This is a genomic window from Streptomyces shenzhenensis, assembly GCF_003688995.1.
Lineage (GTDB): Bacteria > Actinomycetota > Actinomycetes > Streptomycetales > Streptomycetaceae > Streptomyces > Streptomyces shenzhenensis_A.
This window is the reverse complement of record NZ_PENI01000032.1, coordinates 1-21,877: the sequence shown is the minus strand read 5'-3', so window position 1 is coordinate 21,877 and position 21,877 is coordinate 1. Positions and strand designations below refer to the sequence as shown.

Here is a 21,877-nt window from a genome sequence, read left to right as displayed (position 1 = left end):
CAGTCCAGTGGCTGTCACCTACGTCCAGCCCGGCCAGTCGCTGACGGCTGGGGTGCTGAACAACGCGTTCATGGTCGGACAGGTGGTCTTCACGGCCACCCGGGACACGGCCCAGGCGATCACCAGCACGAGCGCAGCGAACACGACCACGGCCAACGCGATCCAGTGGGACGCGGTCAGCCTGGATGACCTCGGGGGCTGGGCCTCAGCGACTCCCACGAGGTACACGGCCCAGCGTGCTGGCTGGTACGAGCTGAACGGCACCGTGTCGTTCGGCAATGCGACCGGGAACAGGGTGGCGGGCTGGTACGTCAACGGCTCGCTGATCCCGGGCGGCCACTCGCAGAGGCTGTCGGCAGCGGGCACGACCCACTCGCAGGCCGCTGCGACCCTCGCCGTACTGCTGAACGCCGGCGACTACGTAGAGCTTGCGGCAGGGCAGGACAGCGGCAGCAGCATCAGCACGGCGACCGGCGGCCCGCGGCCATCCATCAGCCTCAAGTTCGTCCGCCCAGCCTGACGCGGCCCATACCAAAATTGGTATCGAGGCCATCGTGCAGAAGTTCGTCGACCTCATCGCCGCCTCGCCTTCCGCCCCGCGCCGCCCGGCCCGGGGTTTCTCTATGCCCTTGGAGGCCTCATGGATGCCACCACCGGACGCCACGTCAGTACCGTGCAGGCCTGCCGTGGCTTCTCCTACAAGCACCTGACCGACCCCAACCTGCAGCGCGTGAGCCGCATCTTCTACGACGCGGCCGCCGAACTCCTCGCCCTGCTGCCCGACGACCCCGAACTCACCGCCGCGCTGCGCAAGCTGCGGGAGGCGAAGGACTGCGCCGTCCTCCTGGCGGCCGTCGAGGGGGTGCGCACCGATGGCTGAGCCGATGACCGCGGCCGCGTTCCACGCCGCTCTGCGCGCCGAGGGCGTGACGGTCGTCGAGGTCGGCAACTGGCGCACCCACAACCGCAACCACAAGGGCGCCTGGGGGCCCGTGCACGGAGTGATGGTCCACCACACCGTCACCTCAGGCACCGCCCGCACCGTGGCGATCTGCCGTGATGGCTACGCCTCGCTGCCCGGGCCGCTGTGCCACGGCATGATCGCCAAGGACGGGCGAGTGCACCTGGTCGGCTACGGCCGCGCCAACCACGCCGGCCTCGGCGACGGCGACGTGCTCCAGGCCGTCATCGCCGAGACGCCGCTGCCCGCTGACAACGAGGCGGACACCGACGGCAACGCCCGCTTCTACGGGTTCGAGTGCGAGAACCTCGGCGACGGCAAGGACCCGTGGCCCGAGGCGCAGCTGGACGCGATCGAGCGGGTGGCGGCGGCAATCTGCCGCGTGCACGGCTGGAACGAGCGCAGCATCATCGGGCACCTGGAGTGGCAGCCCGGAAAGGTCGACCCGCGCGGCTTCACCATGGACTCGATGCGGGCACGGATCGCCGCCCGGCTCAAGGCCGGCACCCCGGCCAAGCCTGCGTCGCCGTCCGCCCCGGCCAAGCCGAAGGTGTCCCTCGCGCACGTCGTCTACGCGGCCCGGCACGACCCGCCAGCCGCGCAGGGCCACACCACGCACAAGGCCGAAGTCCTCACCGTGGAGAAGGCGCTGAAGGCCGAAGGGCTGCTCGGGTCGGCCTACGTGGACGGCAGCTTCGGCACCAAGACGATCGACGCCTACGCCCGCTGGCAGCGCTCCCCCGCGGGGGGCGGCTACACCGGCCGGGACGCCGACGGCATCCCCGGCAAGGCCAGCCTGAAGCGCCTCGCCGCCCGGCACGGCTTCACCGTCACCGACTGATCCCGAGAGGAACGATCCACCATGAAGGACACGTCCAAGCGCACGGCACGCACCGTCCTGCAGACCACGGTGGGCGTCGCCGTGGCACTGCCCGGGATCGTCGCCGCCTCCGGCATCCCGGCCTCCCTGCCCTGGGTGGCCGGGGCGCTCGCGGTGGCCGGCGGCCTCGCCCGCGTGATGGCGCTGCCCGCCGTGCAGCTGCTGCTGCCATCCTGGCTGCGCACCGACGACACGGCAGGAGCGCGAGAGTGACCACCGTCCCGGACCCGGGCGTCTACATCAGCTCGTCCCAGATGTACCAGGAGTTGAGATCCCTGAGCACTGGCGTCACCCGGGTAGAGACCAAGCTCGACACCATCGGCCAGGGCCTGACCGAGGTCGCGAAGGACGTCGCCGACCACGAATCTCGGATACGGACCCTGGAGCACACCGTGTGGCGGGCGATGGGCGGCGCTGCCGTCCTCGGCACGGCCGGCGGCGTCCTCGCGCAGTACCTGCTCCGCTGACACGATTGCGGCCCGCTCTCCCCCAGGAGGGCGGGCCACGCAAGGGGCGGCCGTGTCGCCAACTCCGCAGTCACAGAGGAGGCTTGTGGTCCCGGAGCTGACCCGAGTGTCGGTGACCCCACGTAGAATGGGAAGCGGCCCCGAAACATACGTTCCGAGGCGTCAAAGACCATGCCCCCGCGCGGATATGCGGTCCGCCGGGGGCAGTAGATTGGAGGTAGATCTCCTTGGTGTGGAACGATTCTATCCTGCCCGCGGTAGCAAATGGAACCAGCCCGTTCGATCAGATCATGCTGCGCGACGAGAAGGGCCAGGAACGCTGGTCTGCCCGCGACTTGCAGAAGCTCATGGGCTACGACGAGTGGCGTAAGTTCGACGACACCATCCAGCGTGCGATGGCTGCCGTCGAGGCTTCCGGCCTGGACCCCCTTGATCACTTTGTCGGTGCCGCCAAAGTGATGGAAACGGGCAGGTGGGGGCGCACGAAGGTCAAGGACTACCGCCTCACCCGCTTCGGTGCGTACCACGTCGCCCTCGCCGGAGATGGCCGCAAGCAGGAAGTGGCCGCAGCGAAGACTTACTTCACGGTGAAGACCCGCGAGGCCGAGCTCGCTGCAAAGCCCGACGTATCCAGCCCCGAGGGCGTTCTCGCCCTCGCTGAGAAGTACGTCGAGGCCGCCCGCGAGCTCGTCACGACGAAGAAGGAGCTCGCGATAGCCAAGCCGAAGGCTGGCAAGTGGGACGCCTTCTGCAACGCGGACGGGCTCATCGACATGGGTGCCGCAGCCAAGGCATTCCACAAGGTAACGGACGGTCTCGGTCGCACGAAGTTCATGGACCTCCTGCGTGAGGACGGCATCCGCTTCCTCCAGGTGCAGAACCCCCGGATCCCCTATGAGGTCCACGTCCAGAAGGGGCGCGCCGAGGTCAAGTTCGTCCCGGCGGGCTACAAGATGGTCGAGCAGACCTTCTTCACGCCGAAGGGGATGGACTGGCTCGCCGACAAGCTGGGCATGGGCGGGAGTGCACTGCCCGCCGCCTGAGAAACCACACCGCGGCCCCGCTCTCCTTCGGGAGGCGGGGCCGCTTTCGTGCGTTCAGGGGCTAGTGCAGCGCCTCGATGGCCCGCACAATCAGGGCGCGCGCGTCGGCCCCGTACACGGCCATGCCGCGTAGCTGCTCGAACGCCTTCAGGTACAGAGCGATCTCCGACGGCTGCGTCACCTGCACGCGGGCCGCGAGGAGTTCGACCGACACGAGCGTCTCGTCGTACACGTGGAACAACTCCTGCGGCCACATGGGGCGCTCCGCAGTCGCGCTCGGGATGATGCCCAGCGACACCTGCGGCAGCGCCCCCGCGGTCAGCAGGTAGCCGAGCTGGGCGGCCATCGCGTCCGGGTCGCCGAGCTGGTAGTGGAGGACCGGCTCTTCGATGACCATCGCGAACCGGTGCCCCGGCTCGTGGATGATCCGGGAGCGTTCAAGCCGGGCGTCGACCGCGTCGGCGACATCGTCGGGGATGTCTCGGAAGCGGGAGATCGACGTCATCAGGCCGCGCGCGTAGCCCTCGGTCTGCAGCAGCCCGGGCACCATCGTCGGCGAGTACACCCGGAACAGCTTCGTCGCCTTGAACAGCGGCACGTAGCTGTGCTGCAGCTGCTTCAGCCCGGTGCGGACCTTGCGCCGCCACTCCATATACATCGACTCGGCGGTGCGGGACTGGGCGATGATGTCGCCCACCTGGCCGGGGGCACCACACGCTTCGCACCAGCGGCGGATGTCGTCGGCCGACGGCGGGGTTCGGGCGCCCTCGATCCGATACGTCTTCGGGTGGGACCAGCCGCAGCGGGCGGCCAGCTCAGGCCCGGTAATCCCGGCGTCGGCACGGAGTTCCTTCAGCCGCTGCGCGACGGCTTCGCGTGCGGCCTGTGCCGACGAGGACGGGGAGATGGGCATGAGCTGACCGTGTCGCTTTCCGTGCTAGTGGATCGTGTACTGGTCGTGCGGGATCGCGCGCGCCCACACCGCTTCGAAGGCGTCGCCGCACAGCTTCGCCGCGGCCGGATCTTCGCTGATCTCCCCGCCTGCCGAGGCTCCCTCGCCGGTGAAGTGGTTCCACCGGATCAGGCGGCCGTCGATGAGCCAGAAGTCGTTGCCGGGCAGCGCGATGTCGGAGGCCTGCCGGCGGGGCAGCCACCGCACCTCCTCGCCCGCTGCGACGTTGGTGAAGGTGCCGTCGTACAGGAAGCGCGTGTACTCGCTGACCGGCTCCGACACGATGCGGGCCCGGCGCACGACAACGCCCCGTGCCACGGTCTCCTGGATGAGGTCGAGCCAGGCCCGCCACCACGATGCGCGGTCCGCCAGGTCGTGCCGGTGTCCGGAACGCCACTCGGCGAACGGCCCCTTCTCGTAGTCGACGGCGTAGGCGTCGCGCATCTCCAGATGGACGGCCGACCGTGTTGCCCCGGCGAGGAGTTCAGGAAACGTCGGCACGTTCGACGGCATTGCACGCCTCCCTGATCATCGGCACCATCCTGGCGGGGATACGGATCACGGCCTCGTGGTCCGGGATGCCCACCGCATGGCCGGGAACCTCGAACCGCGCGCACTCCGCTTCGAGTTCGGGGTCCGGCTTCCAGCCCTGCAGTACGAGTTCCTTCGCTTCCTGGTCGACCCACACGGTGGGGCTTTCGCCGTCGCCGGTGTTGGGGTCGATCCCGATGAACTGTAGGTCCACGGTCGTCTCCGCTGCTCGTCGTGTTCAGGGATGTACATCACCGTGATGCGACCGGGTATGCAGGTCAAGGGCGCAAATAAGACGCGTGTACATCGGTGCACATTCCTGGCTGACGGGCTGTGCATGCTCCTAGCGTCGGTGGACAGATGAAACCCCGGCGAGGCGGCGGGCCTCCCGGGGCGTGGCCGACTGCGAGGAGTCGACATGCCGCACGCTACAACTTCACTGCCTATGGGGGCAGTCCACCTTTTGCCGCTCCCCCCGATCCGCAGCCTGACGGAAGACCAGGTGTGCGGGCGTGCGTGCGTCTGGTGCAGAACGCGCCTGACCGCCGGCGCCGTTACGAGCCTCGGTCCGCGGCAACGGCCCGGCACTGAGAGCGGCGCCTGCTGGTACCCGCGGGGCTGCACGGCATGCGTGCGCGCCGAGGCTCGCCGGGTCGCCGCCCTCCACGCCCGCACCTGCTCTACCTGCCGCAGCCGCCGCGACTGCTCGGCGCGCAGGGAGCTGCTCAGCCTCACCGACGGAGGCCAGCGATGACCGTGCAGATGGACGGCACCCCTCCCGGAACGCAGGGCAGGTACGGCCTGTGCCACTGGTGCCGGCAGTTCGCCGACGACATCCGGCTGGTCCAGGTAGTGGAGGCGGGATCGGGGCCGTGCACGGCCGGGAATCTGTTCGCCTGCGGCCGGTGCCGGAAGGCACACGGCCTGGTCCCGTTCGCCGACCAGCCATGACCCCGCGGCCCGAGCCGCCGCCCGCCGCGTCCCTGTCCTATGCCCAGTACTCGGGGTGGGCGTGCTGCTGGTGCGCCAAGAGCCTGCTCGACGTGACCGGTGCCGTGTCGGCCGGCATCGCGCGCGGCCGGGAAGGCGTGCACGTCCTCGACGTCGAGGTCTACGCCTGCCCCGGCTGCGCACCGGAGCACGATCGCCAAGGAGGTACTCCGTGAAGATCTGCCGCCGCTGCGACAAGCCCATCGAGGGCCCGGCCGACGAGGTGTCCCCGCTGCGCCCGACCGGCGCCGTCTCGCCCGTGTACACCCACCCGGGCGGCCGGTGCCCGAAGATGCCTCAGCAGACCGCACCGCGGCAGCACACCCCGTAGACCCCCGCCCGGTCCTGTACCCCGTGATTCACGGGTGCGGGCGGGATCAGGCCCCGGCCGGACGCCGATCCGGCCGGGGCCGCTCCATGTCCGCTCGGCTGTTGAGGCGTTGCTCCGCCGACGCCTCGGCGTGTTGTTTGGTGAGCCCTCGGCGTCGTGATCATCTACTTTCGGTTGAGCTTCGGCTGAGCAAAAGATCTTCAGAGACGCCGAAAGCCCCTCCGGTGTGGAGGGGCTGGGGCTCCGGTGCAGGTAAGAACGTTCCTGCACTGATCCGCGAGGGTGGGGCGGGTGGGACTCGAACCCACGGCCGACGGATTATGAGTCCGCTGCTCTAACCGGCTGAGCTACCGCCCCATAGCGGCGTGTCGCGTACAAGTGTGCGCGCCGTCTGCCGCAGCATAGCCGCTCATACGATCTCCTGCCTCGGATGGTCGGCTTACATGACCTTGAGGACTCCACCCCGGTCCGGGTGGTTCCCGGGATACGGCGCGGACATGAAAAAGGACCCCTTCGGGGTCCTCGTTCAGCATGCTCCCCCGACTGGACTCGAACCAGTAACCTGCCGGTTAACAGCCGGCTGCTCTGCCAATTGAGCTACGGAGGACCGAGCTCCCCCGACTGGACTCGAACCAGTAACCTGCCGGTTAACAGCCGGCTGCTCTGCCAATTGAGCTACGGAGGAATGCCTCGTTGCATCGAACGTACCTCCTTGGGCATCTGCCAAGGGGCGCGCGCTCGCTGCGACACATACATTAGCGCAAGCAGGGGGGTGCTCCGCCAATCGGTACTCTCTCGCGTCGTTGCCACACAGCAGACCTATCGCAAGGGAAGGGTGGCCGCCATGCGCTACCGGCTCACGTTCGTCGCCGGACTCGCCCTGGGCTACGTACTGGGCACGAGGGCCGGACGCGAGCGTTACGAGCAGCTGAAGAAGTCCGCTCGGCAGTTCGCGCAGAACCCCGCTGTCCGCAACACCGCGGAAACTGCGGCCCAACAGGGGCGGCAGTTCGCGGGCCGGGCGCTGCACACCGTGAGCGAGAAGGTCGGCGACCGGATGCCCGACTCGGTGGCTCACCGGGTCCGCACCCTGCGGGAACACACCGCCGGCGGCTCCGGCGAGGACGACTGGGGCACCAGCAACACATAGCCGGCGCCGTCCCGCCGCCGGGCGTGTCACCCCGGCGGCGCTGAACCGCCCACGGCCAAAGCAAGCCCCGCGATACGGCAGAATTTCGGTCATGGGGATAGTCGCCGGGTTGGACAGCTCGCCCGATTTCACTCGCATCGTCGTCTGCGACACGGACACGGGGGCCGTGCTCCGGCAGGGCTATGCGCCGCACCCCGTGGAGAGTCCCGGCGGCGGGCGCCCCTCCGACATCGATCCGCAGGCCTGGCTGCTGTCCCTGGGGGAGGCGGCCGGCGGCGGACTGCTGGAGGGCGTCCAGGCCATCGGCGTCTCCGCGCAGCAGAACGCGCTGATCCCGCTCGACGCGCAGGGCAACACGGTGCGCCCGGCGCTGGTGGGCGGCGACAAGCGGGCGCAGGTCGCGGCGGCCGACCTGATCGACGCGCTCGGCGGGCGGGAGGCGTGGGCGCAGGCGGTGGGCAGTGTGCCGCAGGCCGCGCACCCGATCACCAAGCTGCGCTGGCTCGCCCGGACCGAACCCGAGAACGCGCAGCGCATCGCCCTCCTGTTCCAGGCCCACGACTGGCTGGTGTGGCAGCTGCTCGGCCGGCCGGTCCGGCGGACCACCGACCGGGGCGGCGCCTCGGGGACCGGGTACTGGTCGGCGGCCACCGGCGGCTACCGGTCCGACCTGGTCGAGCTGGCGCTCGGTCACCAGGCCGTGCTCCCCGAAGTGATCGGCCCGGCGGACGCGGCCGGTACGACGCCGGAGGGGCTGCTGATCTCCGCCGGGACCGGGGAGACGATGGCCGCCGCCTTCGGGCTCGGTATCGGCCTCGGGGACGCCGTGGTGTCGCTGGGGGCCTCGGGCTCCGTGATGGCGGTCCACCCGGAGGCGCTCACCGACCAGTCCGGGATGATCACCTCGCTCGCCGACGCGACCGGCCTGCACCTGCCGGTCGTCACCACTCTGAACGCCGTACGGGCCCTGCGCGGCGCCGCCGAACTGCTCGGCCTGCCCGACCTGGACGCCCTGTCCGAGCTGGCGATGAAGTCGACGCCTGGGGCGCACGGGTTGGTGCTGCTGCCCTATCTGGAGGGCGAGCGGACGCCGAACCTGCCGCACACCGCCGGGACCCTGGCGGGGCTGCGGCGCGAGTCGATGCGGCCGGAGCATCTGGCGCGGGCCGCCTTCGAGGGCATGCTGTGCGGTCTCGCGGACGCGCTGGACGTGCTGCGCGGGCGGGGCGTGGAGGTGCACCGGGTCTTCCTGCTCGGGCCTGCGGCCGAGTTGCCCGCCGTGCAGGCCGTGGCGCCCGCGCTGTTCGGCGCGCAGGTCGTCGTGCCGCAGCCCGCCGACTACGCCGCGATCGGCGCCGCCCGGCAGGCCGCCTGGGCGCTGGGTGTCTCCCAGGGGTCCCTCGACCCGCGTACCCCGCCCATCTGGCAGGGCGCGACGGCGCAGGTCCTGGACCCGGGAGACGACCTGGCCGTGGGGCAGGCGGTACGGCAGCAGTACATGTCGGTACGGGAGCAGGCTCATCCTGGGGCATTCCAGGCGTAGCGCTCCGCGGGTGGGGCAGGGGGGCGTCGGTTTTTTCGGCTGCGGCACGCGTCCACGCGGGGTTGTACAGCGTCGTCGGTCGGCTACGGCAGCGTCGTGGCTGGTCGCGCCCGCGCGAGGGTTGTGCAGCGTCGTCGGTCCGCTGCGACAGCGTCGTGGCTGGTCGCGCCCGCGCGGCGGAGCCGCATATCGATACAGCCCCGCGCCCCTTCAGGGCGCTGCCGGTACCGGTCCCGCCAAACGCTCCGCGGCAAGGGTCGCGCAGCGTCGTCGGCCGGCTGCGGCTCCATCGTGGCTAGTCGCGCAGTTCCCCGCGCCCCTTCGGGGCACTGCCAGGTCCCGCCAAGCGACTCCGCAGGCCGCGCAGCGCCGTCGTGGCTGGTCGCGCCCGCGCGGCGGAGCCGCATATCGATACAGCCCCGCGCCCCTTCGGGGCGCTGCCGGTACCGGTCTCGCCAAGTGCTCCGCAGCAAGGGCCGCGCAGCGTCGTCGGCCGACTGCGGCGCCATCGTGGCTAGTCGCGCAGTTCCCCGCGCCCCTTTGGGGCGCTGCTCTGCCCGTGGGTTAATCAGTTGAGGTAACGCGGGTGGAGTGTCCGACGATAGGGGCCAAGGGCGCACCGACACGCCCCACCGCCGACGCAAAGAGACCCAGCGTGCTCATACGACTTCTGCGGACCTATCTCAGGCCCTACAAGAAACCCATAGTTCTCCTGGTGCTGCTGCAACTCCTGCAGACCAGCGCCACTCTCTATCTGCCCACGCTCAACGCGCACATCATCGACAACGGCGTCGTGAAGGGTGACACGGGTTACATCCTGTCCTTCGGCGCGCTGATGATCGGCATCTCCCTCGCACAGGTCGTGTGCAACATCGGCGCCGTGTACTACGGCGCGAAGACCGCGTCCGCGCTCGGCCGGGACGTGCGGGCCGCCGTCTTCGGGCGGGTGCAGTCCTTCTCCGCACGCGAGGTGGGCCACTTCGGCGCGCCCTCGCTGATCACCCGTACCACCAATGACGTGCAGCAGGTCCAGATGCTGGTGCTGATGACGTTCACGCTGATGGTGTCCGCGCCCATCATGTGCGTGGGCGGCATCATCCTCGCCCTCGGCCTGGACGTCCCGCTGTCCGCGGTCCTGATCGCGGTCGTACCGGTGCTGGGCATCTCCGTGATGCTGATCGTGCGCCGGCTGCGTCCGCTGTTCCGGTCCATGCAGGAGCGGCTGGACACAGTGAACCGGGTGCTGCGCGAGCAGATCACCGGCAACCGGGTCATCCGCGCGTTCGTCCGGGACGAGTACGAGCAGTATCGGTTCGGCAGGGCCAACGGCGACCTGACCGAGATGCAGCTGGCCACCGGGCGGATGCTGGCGCTGATGTTCCCGATCGTCATGACCGTGGTGAACGTCTCCTCGATCGCGGTCGTCTGGTTCGGCGCCCACCGCATCGACAGCGGCGGCATGGCGATCGGCGACCTGACCGCGTTCCTCGCCTATCTGATGCAGATCGTGATGTCCGTGATGATGGCCACCTTCATGTTCATGATGGTGCCGCGCGCGGAGGTCTGCGCCGAGCGCATCGAGGAGGTCCTGGGGACCGAGTCCAGCGTGGCGCCGCCGACGGCACCCGTCACGGAGCTGCGCCGGCACGGCCACCTGGAGATCCGCGGGGCCGGTTTCCGTTACCCGGGGGCCGAGGAGCCGGTGCTGAGGTCCATCGACCTGGAGGCCCGGCCGGGCGAGACGACCGCCGTGATCGGCTCGACGGGCAGCGGCAAGTCGACGCTGCTCGGACTGGTCCCGCGGCTGTTCGACGCCACCGACGGCGAGGTGCTCGTGGACGGCGTGCCCGTGGCGAGCGTCGATCCGGCACTGCTCGCCAGAACGGTCGGTCTGGTGCCGCAGAAGCCGTATCTGTTCGCCGGCACGGTCGCCACCAATCTGCGGTACGGCAATCCGGACGCCACCGACGAGGAGCTGTGGCAGGCGCTGGAGGTGGCGCAGGCCAAGAGCTTCGTACAGCAGCTGGAGGGCGGCCTCGACGCGCCGATCGCGCAGGGCGGCACCAATGTCTCCGGCGGTCAGCGGCAGCGGCTGGCCATCGCCCGTACGCTCGTCCAGCGCCCGGAGATCTACCTCTTCGACGACTCCTTCTCCGCCCTCGACTACGCCACCGACGCCGCCCTGCGCGGCGCGCTCTCCCGGGAGACCGCCGAGGCCACCGTGGTGATCGTGGCCCAGCGGGTGGCGACCATCCGGGACGCCGACCGGATCGTGGTGCTCGACGAGGGCCGGGTCGTCGGCACCGGCCGCCACCATGAGCTGATGGCGGGCAACGAGACCTACCGGGAGATCGTGCTCTCCCAGCTCACGGAAGCGGAGGCTGCCTGATGGCCGGTCCCATGGGACGCATGATGGCCGGGGCAGGCCCGGACCAGCGGTCGATGGACTTCACGAAGTCGGGCAAGCGGCTCATCGGCCTGTTCCGGCCCGAACGCGTGACGATCTACGGCCTGCTGCTGTGCGTGGTCGTCAGCGTGGGCCTCAGCGTGATCGGCCCGAAGATCCTCGGCAGGGCCACCGACCTGGTCTTCGCGGGCATCATCGGCCGCCAGATGCCGGCCGGGGCCACCAAGGAGCAGGCGCTCCAGTCCATGCGCGAGCGGGGCGAGGGCGCCATCGCGGACATGCTGAGGAGCACCGACTTCACCCCGGGCCGGGGCATCGACTTCGGCGCCGTCGGCGATGTCCTGCTGTTCGCGCTGGCCACCTTTCTCGTGGCCGGTCTGCTGATGGCGGTGGCGACCCGGCTGGTGAACCGGGCCGTCAACCGCACGATGTACCGGATGCGCGAGGCGGTGCAGGCGAAGCTGTCGCGGCTGCCGCTGTCGTACTTCGACAAGCGCCAGCGCGGCGAGGTGCTCTCCCGGGCCACCAACGACATCGACAACATCGGGCAGACGCTCCAGCAGTCGATGGGGCAGCTCATCAACTCGCTGCTCACCATCATCGGCGTACTGGCGATGATGTTCTGGGTGTCATGGCTGCTGGCGCTGGTCGCGCTCATCACCGTGCCGCTGTCGTTCGTCGTCGCCACCCGGGTCGGCAAGCGCTCCCAGCCGCACTTCGTGCAGCAGTGGCGCTCGACCGGCAAGCTGAACGGGCACGTCGAGGAGATGTACACCGGGCACACCCTGGTGAAGGTGTTCGGGCGGCAGCAGGAGTCGGCGCAGCAGTTCGCCGAGCAGAACGAGGCGTTGTACGAGGCCGGGTTCAGGGCGCAGTTCAACAGCGGGATCATGCAGCCGCTGATGATGTTCGTCTCGAACCTCAACTATGTGCTGGTGGCGGTCGTCGGCGGACTGCGGGTCGCCTCGGGCTCGCTGTCGATCGGTGATGTGCAGGCCTTCATCCAGTACTCGCGGCAGTTCTCGATGCCGCTGACCCAGGTCGCCTCGATGGCGAACCTGGTGCAGTCGGGTGTCGCCTCCGCCGAGCGGATCTTCGAACTCCTGGACGCGGAGGAGCAGGAGGCGGATCCGGTGCCCGGCGAGCGGCCGGCGGAGCTGCGCGGCCGGGTGGCGCTGGAGGGCGTGTCCTTCCGCTACGACCCGGACAAGCCGCTGATCGAGGATCTGTCGCTGGCGGTCGAGCCCGGTCACACGGTCGCGATCGTCGGCCCGACCGGTGCGGGCAAGACCACGCTGGTCAATCTGCTCATGCGGTTCTACGACGTGTCCGGCGGACGCATCACCCTCGACGGCGTCGACATCGCGCGGATGTCCCGGGACGAACTGCGCTCCGGCATCGGCATGGTGCTCCAGGACACCTGGCTGTTCGGCGGCACGATCGCGGAGAACATCGCGTACGGCGCCGCGCGCGAGGTCACCCGGGGCGAGATCGAGGAGGCGGCGCGGGCGGCCCACGCCGACCGCTTCGTGCGTACGCTGCCGGACGGCTACGACACGGTGCTCGACGACGAGGGCACGGGGGTCAGCGCCGGTGAGAAGCAGCTCATCACCATCGCGCGGGCGTTCCTGTCCGACCCGGTGATCCTGGTGCTCGACGAGGCGACCAGCTCCGTGGACACCCGTACCGAGGTGCTGATCCAGAAGGCGATGGCGAAGCTCCAGCACGGCCGGACCTCGTTCGTCATCGCCCACCGGCTCTCCACCATCCGGGACGCGGACACGATCCTCGTCATGGAGAACGGTTCGATCGTCGAACAGGGCGCGCACGCCGAGCTGTTGGCGGCCGACGGTGCCTACGCGCGGCTGTACAAGGCGCAGTTCGCGCAGGCGGTCGCCGAGGTCGACTGACCGGAATCCGCCGTGCAGGGGCCGCTCGCCGTGTGGTGAGCGGCCCCGTTCAGTCGAGGTAGCCCCGCAGTTGGTCGGCGAAGGCGTGGTCGCGGAGCTTGCTGAGGGTCTTGGACTCGATCTGCCGGATCCGCTCCCGGGTGACGCCGAAGATGCGCCCTATCTCCTCCAGGGTGCGGGGCCGGCCGTCGGCCAGCCCGTAGCGGAGCTGGACGACCTTCCGTTCGCGCTCCCCCAGCGTCGACAGCACCGCCTCCAGGTGCTCCCTGAGCAGCAGGAAGGCGGCGGACTCCACGGGGCTCGCGGCGTCGCCGTCCTCGATGAGGTCGCCGAGGGCGACATCGTCCTCCTCGCCGACCGGCGCGTGCAGCGACACCGGCTCCTGGGCGAGCCGCAGCACCTCGCCGACCCGCTCGGGCGGCAGGTCGAGATGGGCGGCGACCTCGTCCGGGGTGGGCTCGTGGCCGCGTTCCTGGAGCAGGCGGCGCTGCACCCGGACGACCCGGTTGATGAGTTCGACGACATGCACAGGCACCCGGATGGTGCGGGCCTGGTCGGCGAGCGCACGGGACATGGCCTGCCGGATCCACCAGGTGGCGTACGTCGAGAACTTGTAGCCGCGGGCGTAATCGAACTTCTCCACGGCGCGGATCAGGCCGAGGTTGCCCTCCTGCACGAGGTCGAGCATGGTCAGTCCGCGGCCGACGTACCGCTTGGCGACGGAGACCACGAGGCGCAGATTGGCCTCGATGAGCCGGCGCTTGGCCATCCGGCCCATGACGACCAGCCGGTCCAGGTCGAGGGCGAGCTGGCTGTCCAGGTCGGGGGTGCTGCCGAGCTTCTCCTCGGCGAACAGGCCGGCCTCGACCCGGCGGGCGAGTTCGACCTCCTCGGCCGCGGTGAGCAGCGGGATGCGGCCGATCTCGCGCAGATACTGACGGAACAGGTCCGAGGTGGGGCCGCCGGTCTCGGCGCGGGCGGCGGGCGGTTCGGCGGACTCCGGCGCCTCGGCGAACGCCTCGGCCGGCGGCTCGGCGGGCCCGGCCGGGCCTTCCGGCTCCGACTCGGGGTGCAGCGCGGCGCGGCTCTGCGCGGGCACGGTCACCAGGACGCCGGTCTCGGCGTCCGGCGCGTCCGTCGTGCTGGTGTCGGTCTGGGCGAGGGTCTGGGTCTGCACGGGGGCGACCTCCAGGATGATCGCTGCCCGGGCGTGCGGCAGCGGTACTTCGGGGGCGGAGTCGACGGCCTCGCCGCTGTCCGTCCCGTACGTCATGAGCGGAACCGCGGGGATGTGGGACCCGTGGGGGACGGATCGGCCGCGCTCCAAGGACTCAGGCACCGCACCCCAGTGTGGGGTAAGACACATCACCGCCACGAGAGTCGTGCGACGACTTTTTGCGACCGTTCCGTGACCAGCCGGGGGCTGAGGGTCACAGCGCGGCTGCGCCGTGCACCTTCAGGGCCTGGTCGTACTGCTGGAGGACCCACAACTCGTTGCGGGCCGCGGCCAGTCGGGCGGGGTCGCCGCCCGCCTCCAGACGGCGGACGGTGCCCTGGATGTCCCGGATCCGCCGCTCCACGGCCCGGCGGCGGACGGTCACGAGCTGTTCGCCCGCGTAGGTCTCGTCGACCGTGCGGCGCATGATGGCCTCGACGGCCAGTTCCGTGACCATCGCCCGCACCATGTCGTCCGGGGCCTCCTCGCGCACCCGGATCAGGAACTCCTGCGGATCCTGTACGCCGTACTCGGCGCCGCCCGCCTCCATGACGGCCTGGCGGACCGCCGCGTACGGGACGGCGGTGAACTCGTCGACGCCGTACGCGTCGAACGCCGGGGAGACCAACTCGGGGCGCTGGAGGGCGAGTTTCAGCAGTTCGCGTTCCGTGGCGTAGACCGGGTTGCGCAGGTTGAGCGCGGGGCCTGAGCCGTTCCGGCGCGGGCCCGCCGCCTCGAACTGCTGCTGCGGGCCGGGGGCCGACGCCGGGTTCCGGCCGCCACCGCCGCGCTCACGCGCCCAACGCGCCAGCTGGGCCACCCGCTTGACCACGAACTGGGTGTCCAGGATGCCGAGCAGGCCGGCGAGTTCGACCGCGACCTCGTGCTGCGCGCCGCTGTTCTTGATGCGGGCGACGACGGGCGCGGCCTCGTCCAGGGCGGCCGCGCGGCCCGCCGGGGTGTCCAGGTCGTAGCGGGCGACGATCTGGCGGAGGGCGAACTCGAAGAGGGGGGTGCGGGGTTCGGTCAGGTCGACCACCGCCTCGTCGCCCTTCGCCAGCCGCAGCTCGCAGGGGTCCATGCCGTCCGGTGCGATGGCGATGTACGTCTCGGCGGCGAACTTCTGGTCGTCCTCGAAGGCCCGCAGCGCGGCCTTCTGACCCGCCGCGTCCCCGTCGAACGTGAAGATCACCCGCGCCGAGCCGTTGTCCATGAGCAGCCGGCGCAGGATCTTGATGTGCTCGCCGCCGAAGGCCGTGCCGCAGGTGGCGATGGCCGTGGTGACCCCGGCCAGATGACAGGCCATCACATCGGTGTAGCCCTCGACGACCACCGCGCGGCTGCTCTTGGCGATCTCCTTCTTCGCCAGGTCGATGCCGTAGAGGACCTGGCTCTTCTTGTAGATCGCCGTCTCGGGGGTGTTGAGGTACTTGGGGCCGTTGTCCGTCTCGTACAGCTTGCGCGCGCCGAAGCCGACGACCTCGCCGCCGATGTCCCGGATCGGCCACATCAGACGGCCCCGGAACCGGTCGATGGGGCCGCGGCGGCCCTCCTGGGAGAGGCCGGAGAGGGTCAGTTCCTTGTCGGTGAAGCCCTTGCCGCGCAGATAGCGGGTGAGGTGGTCCCAGCCCTGGGGGCTGTAGCCGACGCCGAAGTGCACGGCCGCCGCCTGGTCGAAGCCGCGCTCGGCGAGGAAGACCCGGCCGGTCTCGGCCTCGGGGCTGGTGGCGAGCTGTTCCGCGTACCACTGCGCGGCGATCTTGTGGGCCTCGACCAGGCGGATCCGCTCGCCGCGCTGGTGGGCCGGGTTGTATCCGCCCTCCTCGTAGCGCAGGGTGATGCCCGCCTGGGCGGCCAGGCGTTCGACCGCCTCCGAGAAGGAGAGATGGTCGACCTTCATCACAAAGGTGATGGTGTCGCCGCCCTCCTGGCAGCCGAAGCAGTGGAAGAGCCCCTTGCTCGGACTGACCTGGAAGGACGGCGACTTCTCGTCGTGGAAGGGGCACAGGCCCTTGAGGTTGCCACCGCCGGCGTTGCGCAGCTGGAGGTACTCGGACACCACGGCGTCGATCGGGACCGCGTCCCGTACCGCCTTCACGTCCTCATCGTTGATCCGCCCTGCCACACGTGAATACTACGGGGACCACAGCGCCCCAAAGAGGCACGGGGAACCCGCAGCCGACGGACGACGGACAAGGGACGAGGGCAGACGCTCAGGCGAGCGCGGACAACGGCACGTGCGGATCCGCCAGGCGCTCCGTGTCCACCCGGGCCCTGGAGCGGATCAGCTGCTGGATGGGGTCTGTGACGTCCCACACATTCACATTCATCCCGGCGAGCACCCTGCCCTCCTTCACCCAGAACGCGATGAACTCCCGCTTGCCGGCGTCCCCGCGGATCACGACCTGGTCGTACGAGCCGGGCGGTGCCCAGCCGCTGTACTCCATCCCCAGGTCGTACTGGTCGGAGAAGAAGTAGGGCACCCGGTCGTAGGTCACGTCCCCGCCGAGCATCGCGCGGGCCGCCGCGGGGCCGCCGTTGAGGGCGTTGGCCCAGTGCTCCACCCGCAGCCGGCTGCCGAACAGGGCGAGCGGGAAGGACGCCACGTCGCCGGCCGCGTAGATGTCGGGGTCGGCGGTGCGCAGCCGCTCGTCCACCACGATGCCGCCGCCGTGCGCCCGGTCGGCGATCTCCAGGCCGGCCCCCTCCGCGAGCGCGGTGCGGGGGGCCGCGCCGATCGCGGCGAGGACGTCGTGCGCCGGGTGCTCCTCGCCGTCGTCGGTGCGGGCGGCGAGGACCATGCCGTCCTGGCCGACGATCTCGGTGAGCCGGACGCCGAAGTGGAAGCGGACCCCGTGCTCCCGGTGCAGGTCGGCGAAGAGGGCGCCCAGCTCGGGGCCGAGGACGTGGTGCAGCGGGGTCGGCGCGGGGTCGACCACGGTGACCTCGGCGCCGTACTGGCGGGCCGCCGCCGCGACCTCCAGGCCGATCCAGCCGGCGCCCGCGATCACCAGATGGCCGTTGTCCCGGCCGAGCGCGCCGAGTACGCCCTTGAGCCGCTCGGCGTGCGCGATACGGCGCAGATGGTGGACGCCCGCGAGGTCGGTGCCGGGGATGTCGAGGCGGCGGGGCTCGGCGCCGGTGGCGAGCAGCAGCTTGTCGTAGTGGACGAGGGTGCCGTCGTCGCCGAAGCGGACGGTCTTCGCGGCGCGGTCGAGCGCGTCGACCGTCTGGCCGAGGTGCAGCTCGACGTCGTGCTGCGCGTACCAGGCGGGCTCGTGCACGAAGACGCTGTCGCGCTCCTCCTTGCCGAGCAGATAGCCCTTGGACAGCGGCGGGCGCTCATAGGGGCGGTCTCGTTCGTCGCTGATCAGTATCACCCGACCGGTGAAGCCCTCCGACCGGAGCGTCTCGGCCGCCTTGGCCCCGGCCAGGCCCCCTCCGACGATGACGAATGTCTGATCCGCGTCGACCACGTGATGCCTCCTCGTAAGCGTGCCGCCACATGCGAGCGTCCCGCACGGAGCGTGAAGCGGGAAGGGGGAGTGACCCGATCAGGCCACGGAGGGTCACGTACGTGTCACATGCATCACATCAGTCTCACGTGTCGGTCACGCCTGTCCCGTCAGACGCGCGTGCAACGAGCGTGCCGAGGCGTCGGTGAGCGAGGCGATCTGGTCGACGATCACCCGCTTGCGGGCGCTGTCGTCCGGCGCCGTACCGAACAGGGCCCGGAACTGCGGGTCGAGGCCGTCGGGGGCCCGCGCGGTGAGCGCCTCGGCCAGTTCGGCGACGACCACGCGCTGGTCGGCGCGGAGCCGCTCCTGTTCGGCGCGCTGCATCACATACCGGTCGGCGACCGCCTTGAGGACCGCGCACTCCATCCGGGTCTGCCGGGGTACGACGAGTTCGGCGCCGTACCGGGTGAGCCGGCCGTTGCCGTAGGCCGCCCGGGTGGCGCCCTCGGCGGCCAGGCAGAACCGGCCGATGAGCTGGCTGGTGGCGTCCTTGAGGCGGGCCTGGGCGACCGCGGTGCCGTCGTAGCCGTGCGGCCACCACTCCTGGTCCTGGAGCCGGTCGAGGGCGGCGGCGAGCTCGGCGGGGTCGGTGTCCGCGGGCACGTACCGGCCGACGGCGACCTCGAACACCGACCGGCGTTCCGGGCCGGCGCGCAGGCTGCCGGGGTCGATATGGCCGGCGTGCAGGCCGTCCTCGACGTCGTGCACCGAGTACGCCACGTCGTCGGACCAGTCCATGACCTGGGCCTCGAAGCAGGTGCGGGTGCCGGGGGCCTCCTTGCGGACCCAGTCGAAGACCGGCCGGTCGTCCTCGTACACCCCGAACTTGTGCGAGGCGGGGTCGGTGGGGTGGGCGCCGCGCGGCCAGGGGTACTTGGTCGCCGCGTCGAGGACCGCGCGGGTGAGGTTGAGGCCGACGGAGCCCTCGGGGGTGAAGCGTTTGGGTTCGATGCGGGTGAGCAGTCTGAGGGACTGGGCGTTGCCCTCGAAGCCGCCGCAGTCCCGCGCGAACGCGTTGAGCGCCTGCTCCCCGTTGTGCCCGAAGGGCGGGTGGCCCAGGTCGTGGGAGAGGCAGGCCGCCTCGACCAGGTCGGGGTCGCAGCCGAGGGCGGCGCCCAGTTCGCGGCCGACCTGGGCGCACTCCAGGGAGTGGGTGAGCCGGGTGCGCGGGCTGGCGTCCCAGGCCGGGCCCATGGTGCCCGGCGTCACCACCTGGGTCTTGCCGGCCAGGCGGCGCAGCGCCGCGGAGTGCAGCACGCGCGCGCGGTCGCGCTGGAAGGCGGTACGGCCCGGGCGCTTGTCGGGTTCGGGTGCCCAGCGGTCGGCTGACGCCGGGTCGTAGCCGGCGGGGGATGCGGGTGCCATGCCTCGACAGTAAGCGGCGGCCATGACATTCCGATGGCGCGGGAGCGCCCGCGCGTCTGCGGGGGCATGTCGGGGTGCGGCGTGTCAGAGGTTCACGACACCGGGTCGGCGGGCACCGGTGGACCGCTCATCAAGGGCACGAGCGCGCAGGCATGGGCCAGGCAGGCTGAGCAGGTCCGGTGAAATCCGCTGCGGTTCGGCAGCGCCCTGAAGGGGCGCGGGGCTGTATCGATATGTGGCTCCGCCGCGCGGGCCCGACCAGCCACGATGGCGCCGCGGACGACCGACGGCACATCGCGGCATGTCCAGCGGAGCGCTCAGCCCCGGTTGGCACACTCGCGCCTGCCCCGCGACGCCCACCGTCGGACGACCCCTGCGGCCCTGCGCCTGAGAGGCCGCGCCCACCTCGGTCACACGCCGACGCCGTTCACGGACACCGTCGGACGACCCCTGCGGCCCCGCACTCAGAAGCTCACGCCGACGCCAGTTCCGGTTCCGGCCTCGCCCGTGTCAGTGCCTGGTCGTAGCGGTGCAGGATCAGGCGGGCCATCGCGGGGTGGGCGCCCAGGGGGGCGGAGGCGATCCACGGGGTCTGTTCGGCGCACTGGGTGGCGAACCGGCCCGGGGCCGTGAAGCAGGAGGCCACCGCGATCCGGTGCCGGCCGTCGGCGGCCAGCGTACGCAGGGCCGCGGGCACGGTCGGGGTCGCGGCCGAGGCGTAGGCGGGGACGACCGGCACGCCCAGGCGGTCGGCGAGCAGACGGGCCGTGCGACGGGTGTCGACCGCCGAGCCGGGGTCCCGGGAACCGGCGGCGGCGAGCACGACCCCGCTGCCCCGGCGGGTGGCCTCGCTCGTCCGAGTGCGCCAGCCGGCCGCCACGAGCCGGGCGTACAAGGTGTCCACGAGCAGCGGGTGCGGGCCCAGCGGAGCGGCCACGCGCATGTGCGGAGCCGTGGCGGCGACCGCCTCCGGGATGTCGCGCTTCACGTGGTGGCCATGGGTGAGCAGCAGCGGGACGAGCACCGCCGGGGCGGTCCCGAGGGCGGCGAGGGCGTCGGGGAGCAGCGGCTCGTTCAGCTCGATGTGGCCGAGCCGGACCGGCACGGCGGGACGCAGCCGCCGTACCCGCTCCATGAGCGCGCGGACGGTGTGCAGCGCGCGCGGGTCGCGGCTGCCGTGCGCCACGAGCACCAGGGCGGGCGGGCCCGGGCGTTGACTGCTGATGCTGTCCATGAGGTGCGCCGTACTGTCGAGGCGGATACGGGACTCGTCGCGAGGGCGGGGCGACGCCGTCATGAAGAGATCCTGACGGCGCCAGATTGCCTGCCCGTTGCACGATGGTCACGGACGTTTACCGACGGATCACACCCCCGAACCGTACGACGTGAGGCGAGCCCCCGGGGCGAACCGGATCAGTGTGTGGAGCGTCCTCCAGGGCGGGAGCCGACCCGGGGGAAGCCACCCGGGGAGAGTACGAGGGGACCGCATGAGGATTCGTCGGCCGCGGCTGCCGCGCACCCGGGCCGGGCAGCGGCGGCTGGTGCAGGGCGTGGTGATCGGGTGCCTGCTGGCGCTGACCCCCGCGACCTGGCTGCACCTGTCCACGGCCGACCGGCTCCGCACCACCGCGGACGCGCCACGCACCGAGGTCGCGGTCGTCTTCGGCGCGGGCCTGTGGAACGGCGAGCCGTCGCCGTATCTCGCGCACCGGCTGGACGCGGCGACGCGGCTGTACCGGGCGGGCCGGATCGAGGTGGTCCTGGTCACCGGCGACAACAGCCGGGAGGAGTACGACGAGCCGGACGCGATGCGCGCGTATCTGACGCGGCACGGCGTGCCCGACCGGCGGATCGTCAGCGACTACGCCGGCTTCGACACCTGGGACTCCTGTGTCCGGGCGAAGAAGATCTTCGGCGTCGACCGGGCCGTGCTGATCAGCCAGGACTTCCACATCCGGCGCGCGGTGGCGCTGTGCGAGACGGCGGGCATCGACTCCTACGGCGTCGGCGTGGCCGCCGAGCACGATGTCACCTGGTACTACGGCGGCGTCCGCGAGGTCTTCGCGGCGGGCAAGGCGGCCCTGGAGGCGGTGTTCCGGCCGGACCCCCACTTCCTCGGCCCGAAGGAGCCCGGGGTACGCGAGGCACTGACGACCGGGCGGTGACGCGAGCGCCGCGGCCGGTACGGCAAGGCAGCACGGCGCCGGAAACAACCGGTCCCTCCCCGTGGTGTCGGGGAGGGACCGGTCAGCCTGTTCAGAGAGGTTGTGCGGGGTCGGTCAGAGGGCGGCTCCGGTGTTGAGGCGGCGGCGGCGGATCAGGAGGAAGCCGCCGAGGGCGGCCGCGGCGGCCGCGCCACCGATGGCCGGGTCGATGACCGGGATCCCGGGGACCTCGGTCTGGACGCAGGAGTTGTTGTTGTCGGGGTTGGGGTCGGGCTCCGCACCCGTGACCTTGACGCAGTTGTCGAGCACGACGGTCTGCTGGGGGATCGGCGCGTTGGCGCGGACGGTGATGGTGTGGCTCTCACCGACGGCCAGCGGACCACCGGAGCAGGTCAGGGTGCCGGCGGCGATACCGCAGTCGGCGTTGGAGGTACGGGCGTTGGTGACC

Annotated in this window: 22 protein-coding genes, 3 tRNA genes and 1 pseudogene; 14 read left to right on the top strand and 12 right to left on the bottom strand. The window is 71.0% G+C overall.

What is annotated here, in order from left to right:
- Nucleotides 1-7 precede the first annotated feature (7 nt).
- The 6 genes from CTZ28_RS35500 (at nucleotide 8) to CTZ28_RS35475 (ending at nucleotide 3,351) form a co-directional block, all read left to right on the top strand.
- Nucleotides 8-520: a hypothetical protein gene (locus CTZ28_RS35500; RefSeq protein ID WP_121893856.1), complete on the top strand. Its 513-nt coding sequence runs from the start codon at nucleotides 8-10 to the stop codon at nucleotides 518-520.
- A 120-nt stretch (nucleotides 521-640) separates the two neighbouring features.
- Nucleotides 641-880: a hypothetical protein gene (locus CTZ28_RS35495; RefSeq protein WP_121893855.1), complete on the top strand. Its 240-nt coding sequence runs from the start codon at nucleotides 641-643 to the stop codon at nucleotides 878-880.
- Nucleotides 873-1,802 carry an N-acetylmuramoyl-L-alanine amidase gene (locus CTZ28_RS35490; RefSeq protein WP_121893854.1) on the top strand — a complete coding sequence of 310 codons (930 nt, stop codon included), beginning with the start codon at nucleotides 873-875 and terminating at the stop codon, nucleotides 1,800-1,802. The genes CTZ28_RS35495 and CTZ28_RS35490 overlap by 8 nt, the downstream gene beginning before the upstream one ends.
- Nucleotides 1,803-1,823: 21 nt before the next feature.
- Nucleotides 1,824-2,054, top strand: a complete 231-nt coding sequence (locus CTZ28_RS35485) for a hypothetical protein (protein WP_121893853.1) — start codon at nucleotides 1,824-1,826, stop codon at nucleotides 2,052-2,054.
- Nucleotides 2,051-2,308, top strand: coding sequence for a hemolysin XhlA family protein (locus tag CTZ28_RS35480; protein WP_259471961.1), 258 nt, complete (start codon nucleotides 2,051-2,053; stop codon nucleotides 2,306-2,308). The genes CTZ28_RS35485 and CTZ28_RS35480 overlap by 4 nt, the downstream gene beginning before the upstream one ends.
- Before the next feature lie 290 nt (nucleotides 2,309-2,598).
- Nucleotides 2,599-3,351, top strand: a complete 753-nt coding sequence (locus CTZ28_RS35475) for a phage antirepressor KilAC domain-containing protein (RefSeq protein WP_121893852.1) — start codon at nucleotides 2,599-2,601, stop codon at nucleotides 3,349-3,351.
- 61 nt (nucleotides 3,352-3,412) lie between these two features.
- Here the strand turns inward: CTZ28_RS35475 and CTZ28_RS35470 are convergent, their stop codons facing one another.
- The 3 genes from CTZ28_RS35470 to CTZ28_RS35460 are packed head-to-tail and all read right to left on the bottom strand — an operon-like array spanning nucleotide 3,413 to nucleotide 5,048.
- A complete protein-coding gene (locus tag CTZ28_RS35470) occupies nucleotides 3,413-4,264 on the bottom strand; it encodes a helix-turn-helix domain-containing protein (protein WP_121893851.1) in 852 nt (283 codons plus the stop codon).
- A 24-nt stretch (nucleotides 4,265-4,288) separates the two neighbouring features.
- The gene (locus tag CTZ28_RS35465; RefSeq protein WP_121893850.1) at nucleotides 4,289-4,816 is read right to left on the bottom strand and encodes a DUF6879 family protein; all 528 of its coding nucleotides are present in this window, start codon (nucleotides 4,814-4,816) and stop codon (nucleotides 4,289-4,291) included.
- Nucleotides 4,788-5,048 (bottom strand): hypothetical protein, encoded by a 261-nt coding sequence (locus CTZ28_RS35460; protein WP_121893849.1) that lies wholly within the window; start codon nucleotides 5,046-5,048, stop codon nucleotides 4,788-4,790. The genes CTZ28_RS35465 and CTZ28_RS35460 overlap by 29 nt, the downstream gene beginning before the upstream one ends.
- 536 nt (nucleotides 5,049-5,584) lie before the next feature.
- On the opposite strand from CTZ28_RS35460, the gene CTZ28_RS35450 reads away from it, so the two are divergent.
- From CTZ28_RS35450 to CTZ28_RS47395, 3 genes are read left to right on the top strand one after another with little or no spacing between them, the layout of a single operon-like run.
- The gene (locus CTZ28_RS35450) at nucleotides 5,585-5,785 is read left to right on the top strand and encodes a hypothetical protein (RefSeq protein WP_121893848.1); all 201 of its coding nucleotides are present in this window, start codon (nucleotides 5,585-5,587) and stop codon (nucleotides 5,783-5,785) included.
- Nucleotides 5,782-6,000 carry a hypothetical protein gene (locus tag CTZ28_RS35445; protein WP_121893847.1) on the top strand — a complete coding sequence of 73 codons (219 nt, stop codon included), beginning with the start codon at nucleotides 5,782-5,784 and terminating at the stop codon, nucleotides 5,998-6,000. The genes CTZ28_RS35450 and CTZ28_RS35445 overlap by 4 nt, the downstream gene beginning before the upstream one ends.
- Nucleotides 5,997-6,155, top strand: coding sequence for a hypothetical protein (locus tag CTZ28_RS47395; RefSeq protein WP_183154753.1), 159 nt, complete (start codon nucleotides 5,997-5,999; stop codon nucleotides 6,153-6,155). The genes CTZ28_RS35445 and CTZ28_RS47395 overlap by 4 nt, the downstream gene beginning before the upstream one ends.
- 283 nt (nucleotides 6,156-6,438) lie before the next feature.
- Here the strand turns inward: CTZ28_RS47395 and CTZ28_RS35440 are convergent.
- The 3 genes from CTZ28_RS35440 to CTZ28_RS35430 form a co-directional block, all read right to left on the bottom strand.
- Nucleotides 6,439-6,512, bottom strand: a tRNA-Ile gene (locus CTZ28_RS35440).
- Nucleotides 6,513-6,689: 177 nt separating this feature from the next.
- Nucleotides 6,690-6,762, bottom strand: a tRNA-Asn gene (locus tag CTZ28_RS35435).
- A gap of 5 nt (nucleotides 6,763-6,767) precedes the next feature.
- Nucleotides 6,768-6,840, bottom strand: a tRNA-Asn gene (locus CTZ28_RS35430).
- Between the two features lie 159 nt (nucleotides 6,841-6,999).
- Here CTZ28_RS35430 and CTZ28_RS35425 point away from each other — a divergent pair.
- The 4 genes from CTZ28_RS35425 to CTZ28_RS35410 all read left to right on the top strand — a co-directional run bounded on the left by CTZ28_RS35425 (nucleotide 7,000) and on the right by CTZ28_RS35410 (nucleotide 13,165).
- Nucleotides 7,000-7,305, top strand: coding sequence for a YtxH domain-containing protein (locus tag CTZ28_RS35425; protein WP_121893846.1), 306 nt, complete (start codon nucleotides 7,000-7,002; stop codon nucleotides 7,303-7,305).
- A 91-nt stretch (nucleotides 7,306-7,396) separates the two neighbouring features.
- Complete coding sequence (locus tag CTZ28_RS35420; RefSeq protein WP_121893845.1) at nucleotides 7,397-8,848, top strand: FGGY family carbohydrate kinase; 1,452 nt, start codon at nucleotides 7,397-7,399, stop codon at nucleotides 8,846-8,848.
- A 655-nt stretch (nucleotides 8,849-9,503) separates the two neighbouring features.
- Complete coding sequence (locus tag CTZ28_RS35415; protein ID WP_121893844.1) at nucleotides 9,504-11,237, top strand: ABC transporter ATP-binding protein; 1,734 nt, start codon at nucleotides 9,504-9,506, stop codon at nucleotides 11,235-11,237.
- Nucleotides 11,237-13,165: an ABC transporter ATP-binding protein gene (locus tag CTZ28_RS35410; protein ID WP_121893843.1), complete on the top strand. Its 1,929-nt coding sequence runs from the start codon at nucleotides 11,237-11,239 to the stop codon at nucleotides 13,163-13,165. Before CTZ28_RS35415 ends, CTZ28_RS35410 begins: the two co-directional genes overlap by 1 nt.
- A gap of 49 nt (nucleotides 13,166-13,214) precedes the next feature.
- Here CTZ28_RS35410 and CTZ28_RS35405 read toward each other — a convergent pair whose 3' ends face one another.
- The 5 genes from CTZ28_RS35405 to CTZ28_RS35385 all read right to left on the bottom strand — a co-directional run bounded on the left by CTZ28_RS35405 (nucleotide 13,215) and on the right by CTZ28_RS35385 (nucleotide 20,561).
- Nucleotides 13,215-14,504 (bottom strand): RNA polymerase sigma factor, encoded by a 1,290-nt coding sequence (locus CTZ28_RS35405; RefSeq protein WP_121893842.1) that lies wholly within the window; start codon nucleotides 14,502-14,504, stop codon nucleotides 13,215-13,217.
- Between the two features lie 91 nt (nucleotides 14,505-14,595).
- Entirely contained in the window at nucleotides 14,596-16,506 is a 1,911-nt protein-coding gene (dnaG, locus tag CTZ28_RS35400; RefSeq protein WP_121893841.1) for a DNA primase, read from the bottom strand.
- A gap of 88 nt (nucleotides 16,507-16,594) precedes the next feature.
- Entirely contained in the window at nucleotides 16,595-17,857 is a 1,263-nt protein-coding gene (locus tag CTZ28_RS35395; protein WP_121893840.1) for an NAD(P)/FAD-dependent oxidoreductase, read from the bottom strand.
- Nucleotides 17,858-17,992: 135 nt separating this feature from the next.
- Complete coding sequence (locus CTZ28_RS35390) at nucleotides 17,993-19,264, bottom strand: deoxyguanosinetriphosphate triphosphohydrolase (protein WP_121893839.1); 1,272 nt, start codon at nucleotides 19,262-19,264, stop codon at nucleotides 17,993-17,995.
- Nucleotides 19,265-19,736: 472 nt separating this feature from the next.
- Entirely contained in the window at nucleotides 19,737-20,561 is an 825-nt protein-coding gene (locus tag CTZ28_RS35385; protein WP_121893838.1) for a sirohydrochlorin chelatase, read from the bottom strand.
- A 190-nt stretch (nucleotides 20,562-20,751) separates the two neighbouring features.
- Between CTZ28_RS35385 and CTZ28_RS35380 the strand changes: the two genes are divergently transcribed.
- A complete protein-coding gene (locus tag CTZ28_RS35380; RefSeq protein ID WP_121893837.1) occupies nucleotides 20,752-21,429 on the top strand; it encodes a SanA/YdcF family protein in 678 nt (225 codons plus the stop codon).
- Between the two features lie 114 nt (nucleotides 21,430-21,543).
- On the opposite strand, the pseudogene CTZ28_RS47390 reads toward CTZ28_RS35380, so the two are convergent.
- Nucleotides 21,544-21,877 (bottom strand): annotated as a pseudogene (locus CTZ28_RS47390) (DUF11 domain-containing protein); the annotation flags it as partial.

What these genes read in the sequence shown, in the direction of transcription:
- CTZ28_RS35495 (WP_121893855.1), top strand. Translation starts at nt 641, where the DNA reads ATGGATGCCACCACCGGACGCCACGTCAGTACCGTGCAGGCCTGCCGT.
- CTZ28_RS35490 (WP_121893854.1), top strand. Translation starts at nt 873, where the DNA reads ATGGCTGAGCCGATGACCGCGGCCGCGTTCCACGCCGCTCTGCGCGCC.
- CTZ28_RS35485 (WP_121893853.1), top strand. Translation starts at nt 1,824, where the DNA reads ATGAAGGACACGTCCAAGCGCACGGCACGCACCGTCCTGCAGACCACG.
- CTZ28_RS35475 (WP_121893852.1), top strand. Translation starts at nt 2,599, where the DNA reads ATGCTGCGCGACGAGAAGGGCCAGGAACGCTGGTCTGCCCGCGACTTG.
- CTZ28_RS35470 (WP_121893851.1), bottom strand. Translation starts at nt 4,264, where the DNA reads ATGCCCATCTCCCCGTCCTCGTCGGCACAGGCCGCACGCGAAGCCGTC.
- CTZ28_RS35465 (WP_121893850.1), bottom strand. Translation starts at nt 4,816, where the DNA reads ATGCCGTCGAACGTGCCGACGTTTCCTGAACTCCTCGCCGGGGCAACA.
- CTZ28_RS35450 (WP_121893848.1), top strand. Translation starts at nt 5,585, where the DNA reads ATGACCGTGCAGATGGACGGCACCCCTCCCGGAACGCAGGGCAGGTAC.
- CTZ28_RS35445 (WP_121893847.1), top strand. Translation starts at nt 5,782, where the DNA reads ATGACCCCGCGGCCCGAGCCGCCGCCCGCCGCGTCCCTGTCCTATGCC.
- CTZ28_RS35425 (WP_121893846.1), top strand. Translation starts at nt 7,000, where the DNA reads ATGCGCTACCGGCTCACGTTCGTCGCCGGACTCGCCCTGGGCTACGTA.
- CTZ28_RS35420 (WP_121893845.1), top strand. Translation starts at nt 7,397, where the DNA reads ATGGGGATAGTCGCCGGGTTGGACAGCTCGCCCGATTTCACTCGCATC.
- CTZ28_RS35410 (WP_121893843.1), top strand. Translation starts at nt 11,237, where the DNA reads ATGGCCGGTCCCATGGGACGCATGATGGCCGGGGCAGGCCCGGACCAG.
- CTZ28_RS35390 (WP_121893839.1), bottom strand. Translation starts at nt 19,264, where the DNA reads ATGGCACCCGCATCCCCCGCCGGCTACGACCCGGCGTCAGCCGACCGC.
- CTZ28_RS35385 (WP_121893838.1), bottom strand. Translation starts at nt 20,561, where the DNA reads ATGACGGCGTCGCCCCGCCCTCGCGACGAGTCCCGTATCCGCCTCGAC.
- CTZ28_RS35380 (WP_121893837.1), top strand. Translation starts at nt 20,752, where the DNA reads ATGAGGATTCGTCGGCCGCGGCTGCCGCGCACCCGGGCCGGGCAGCGG.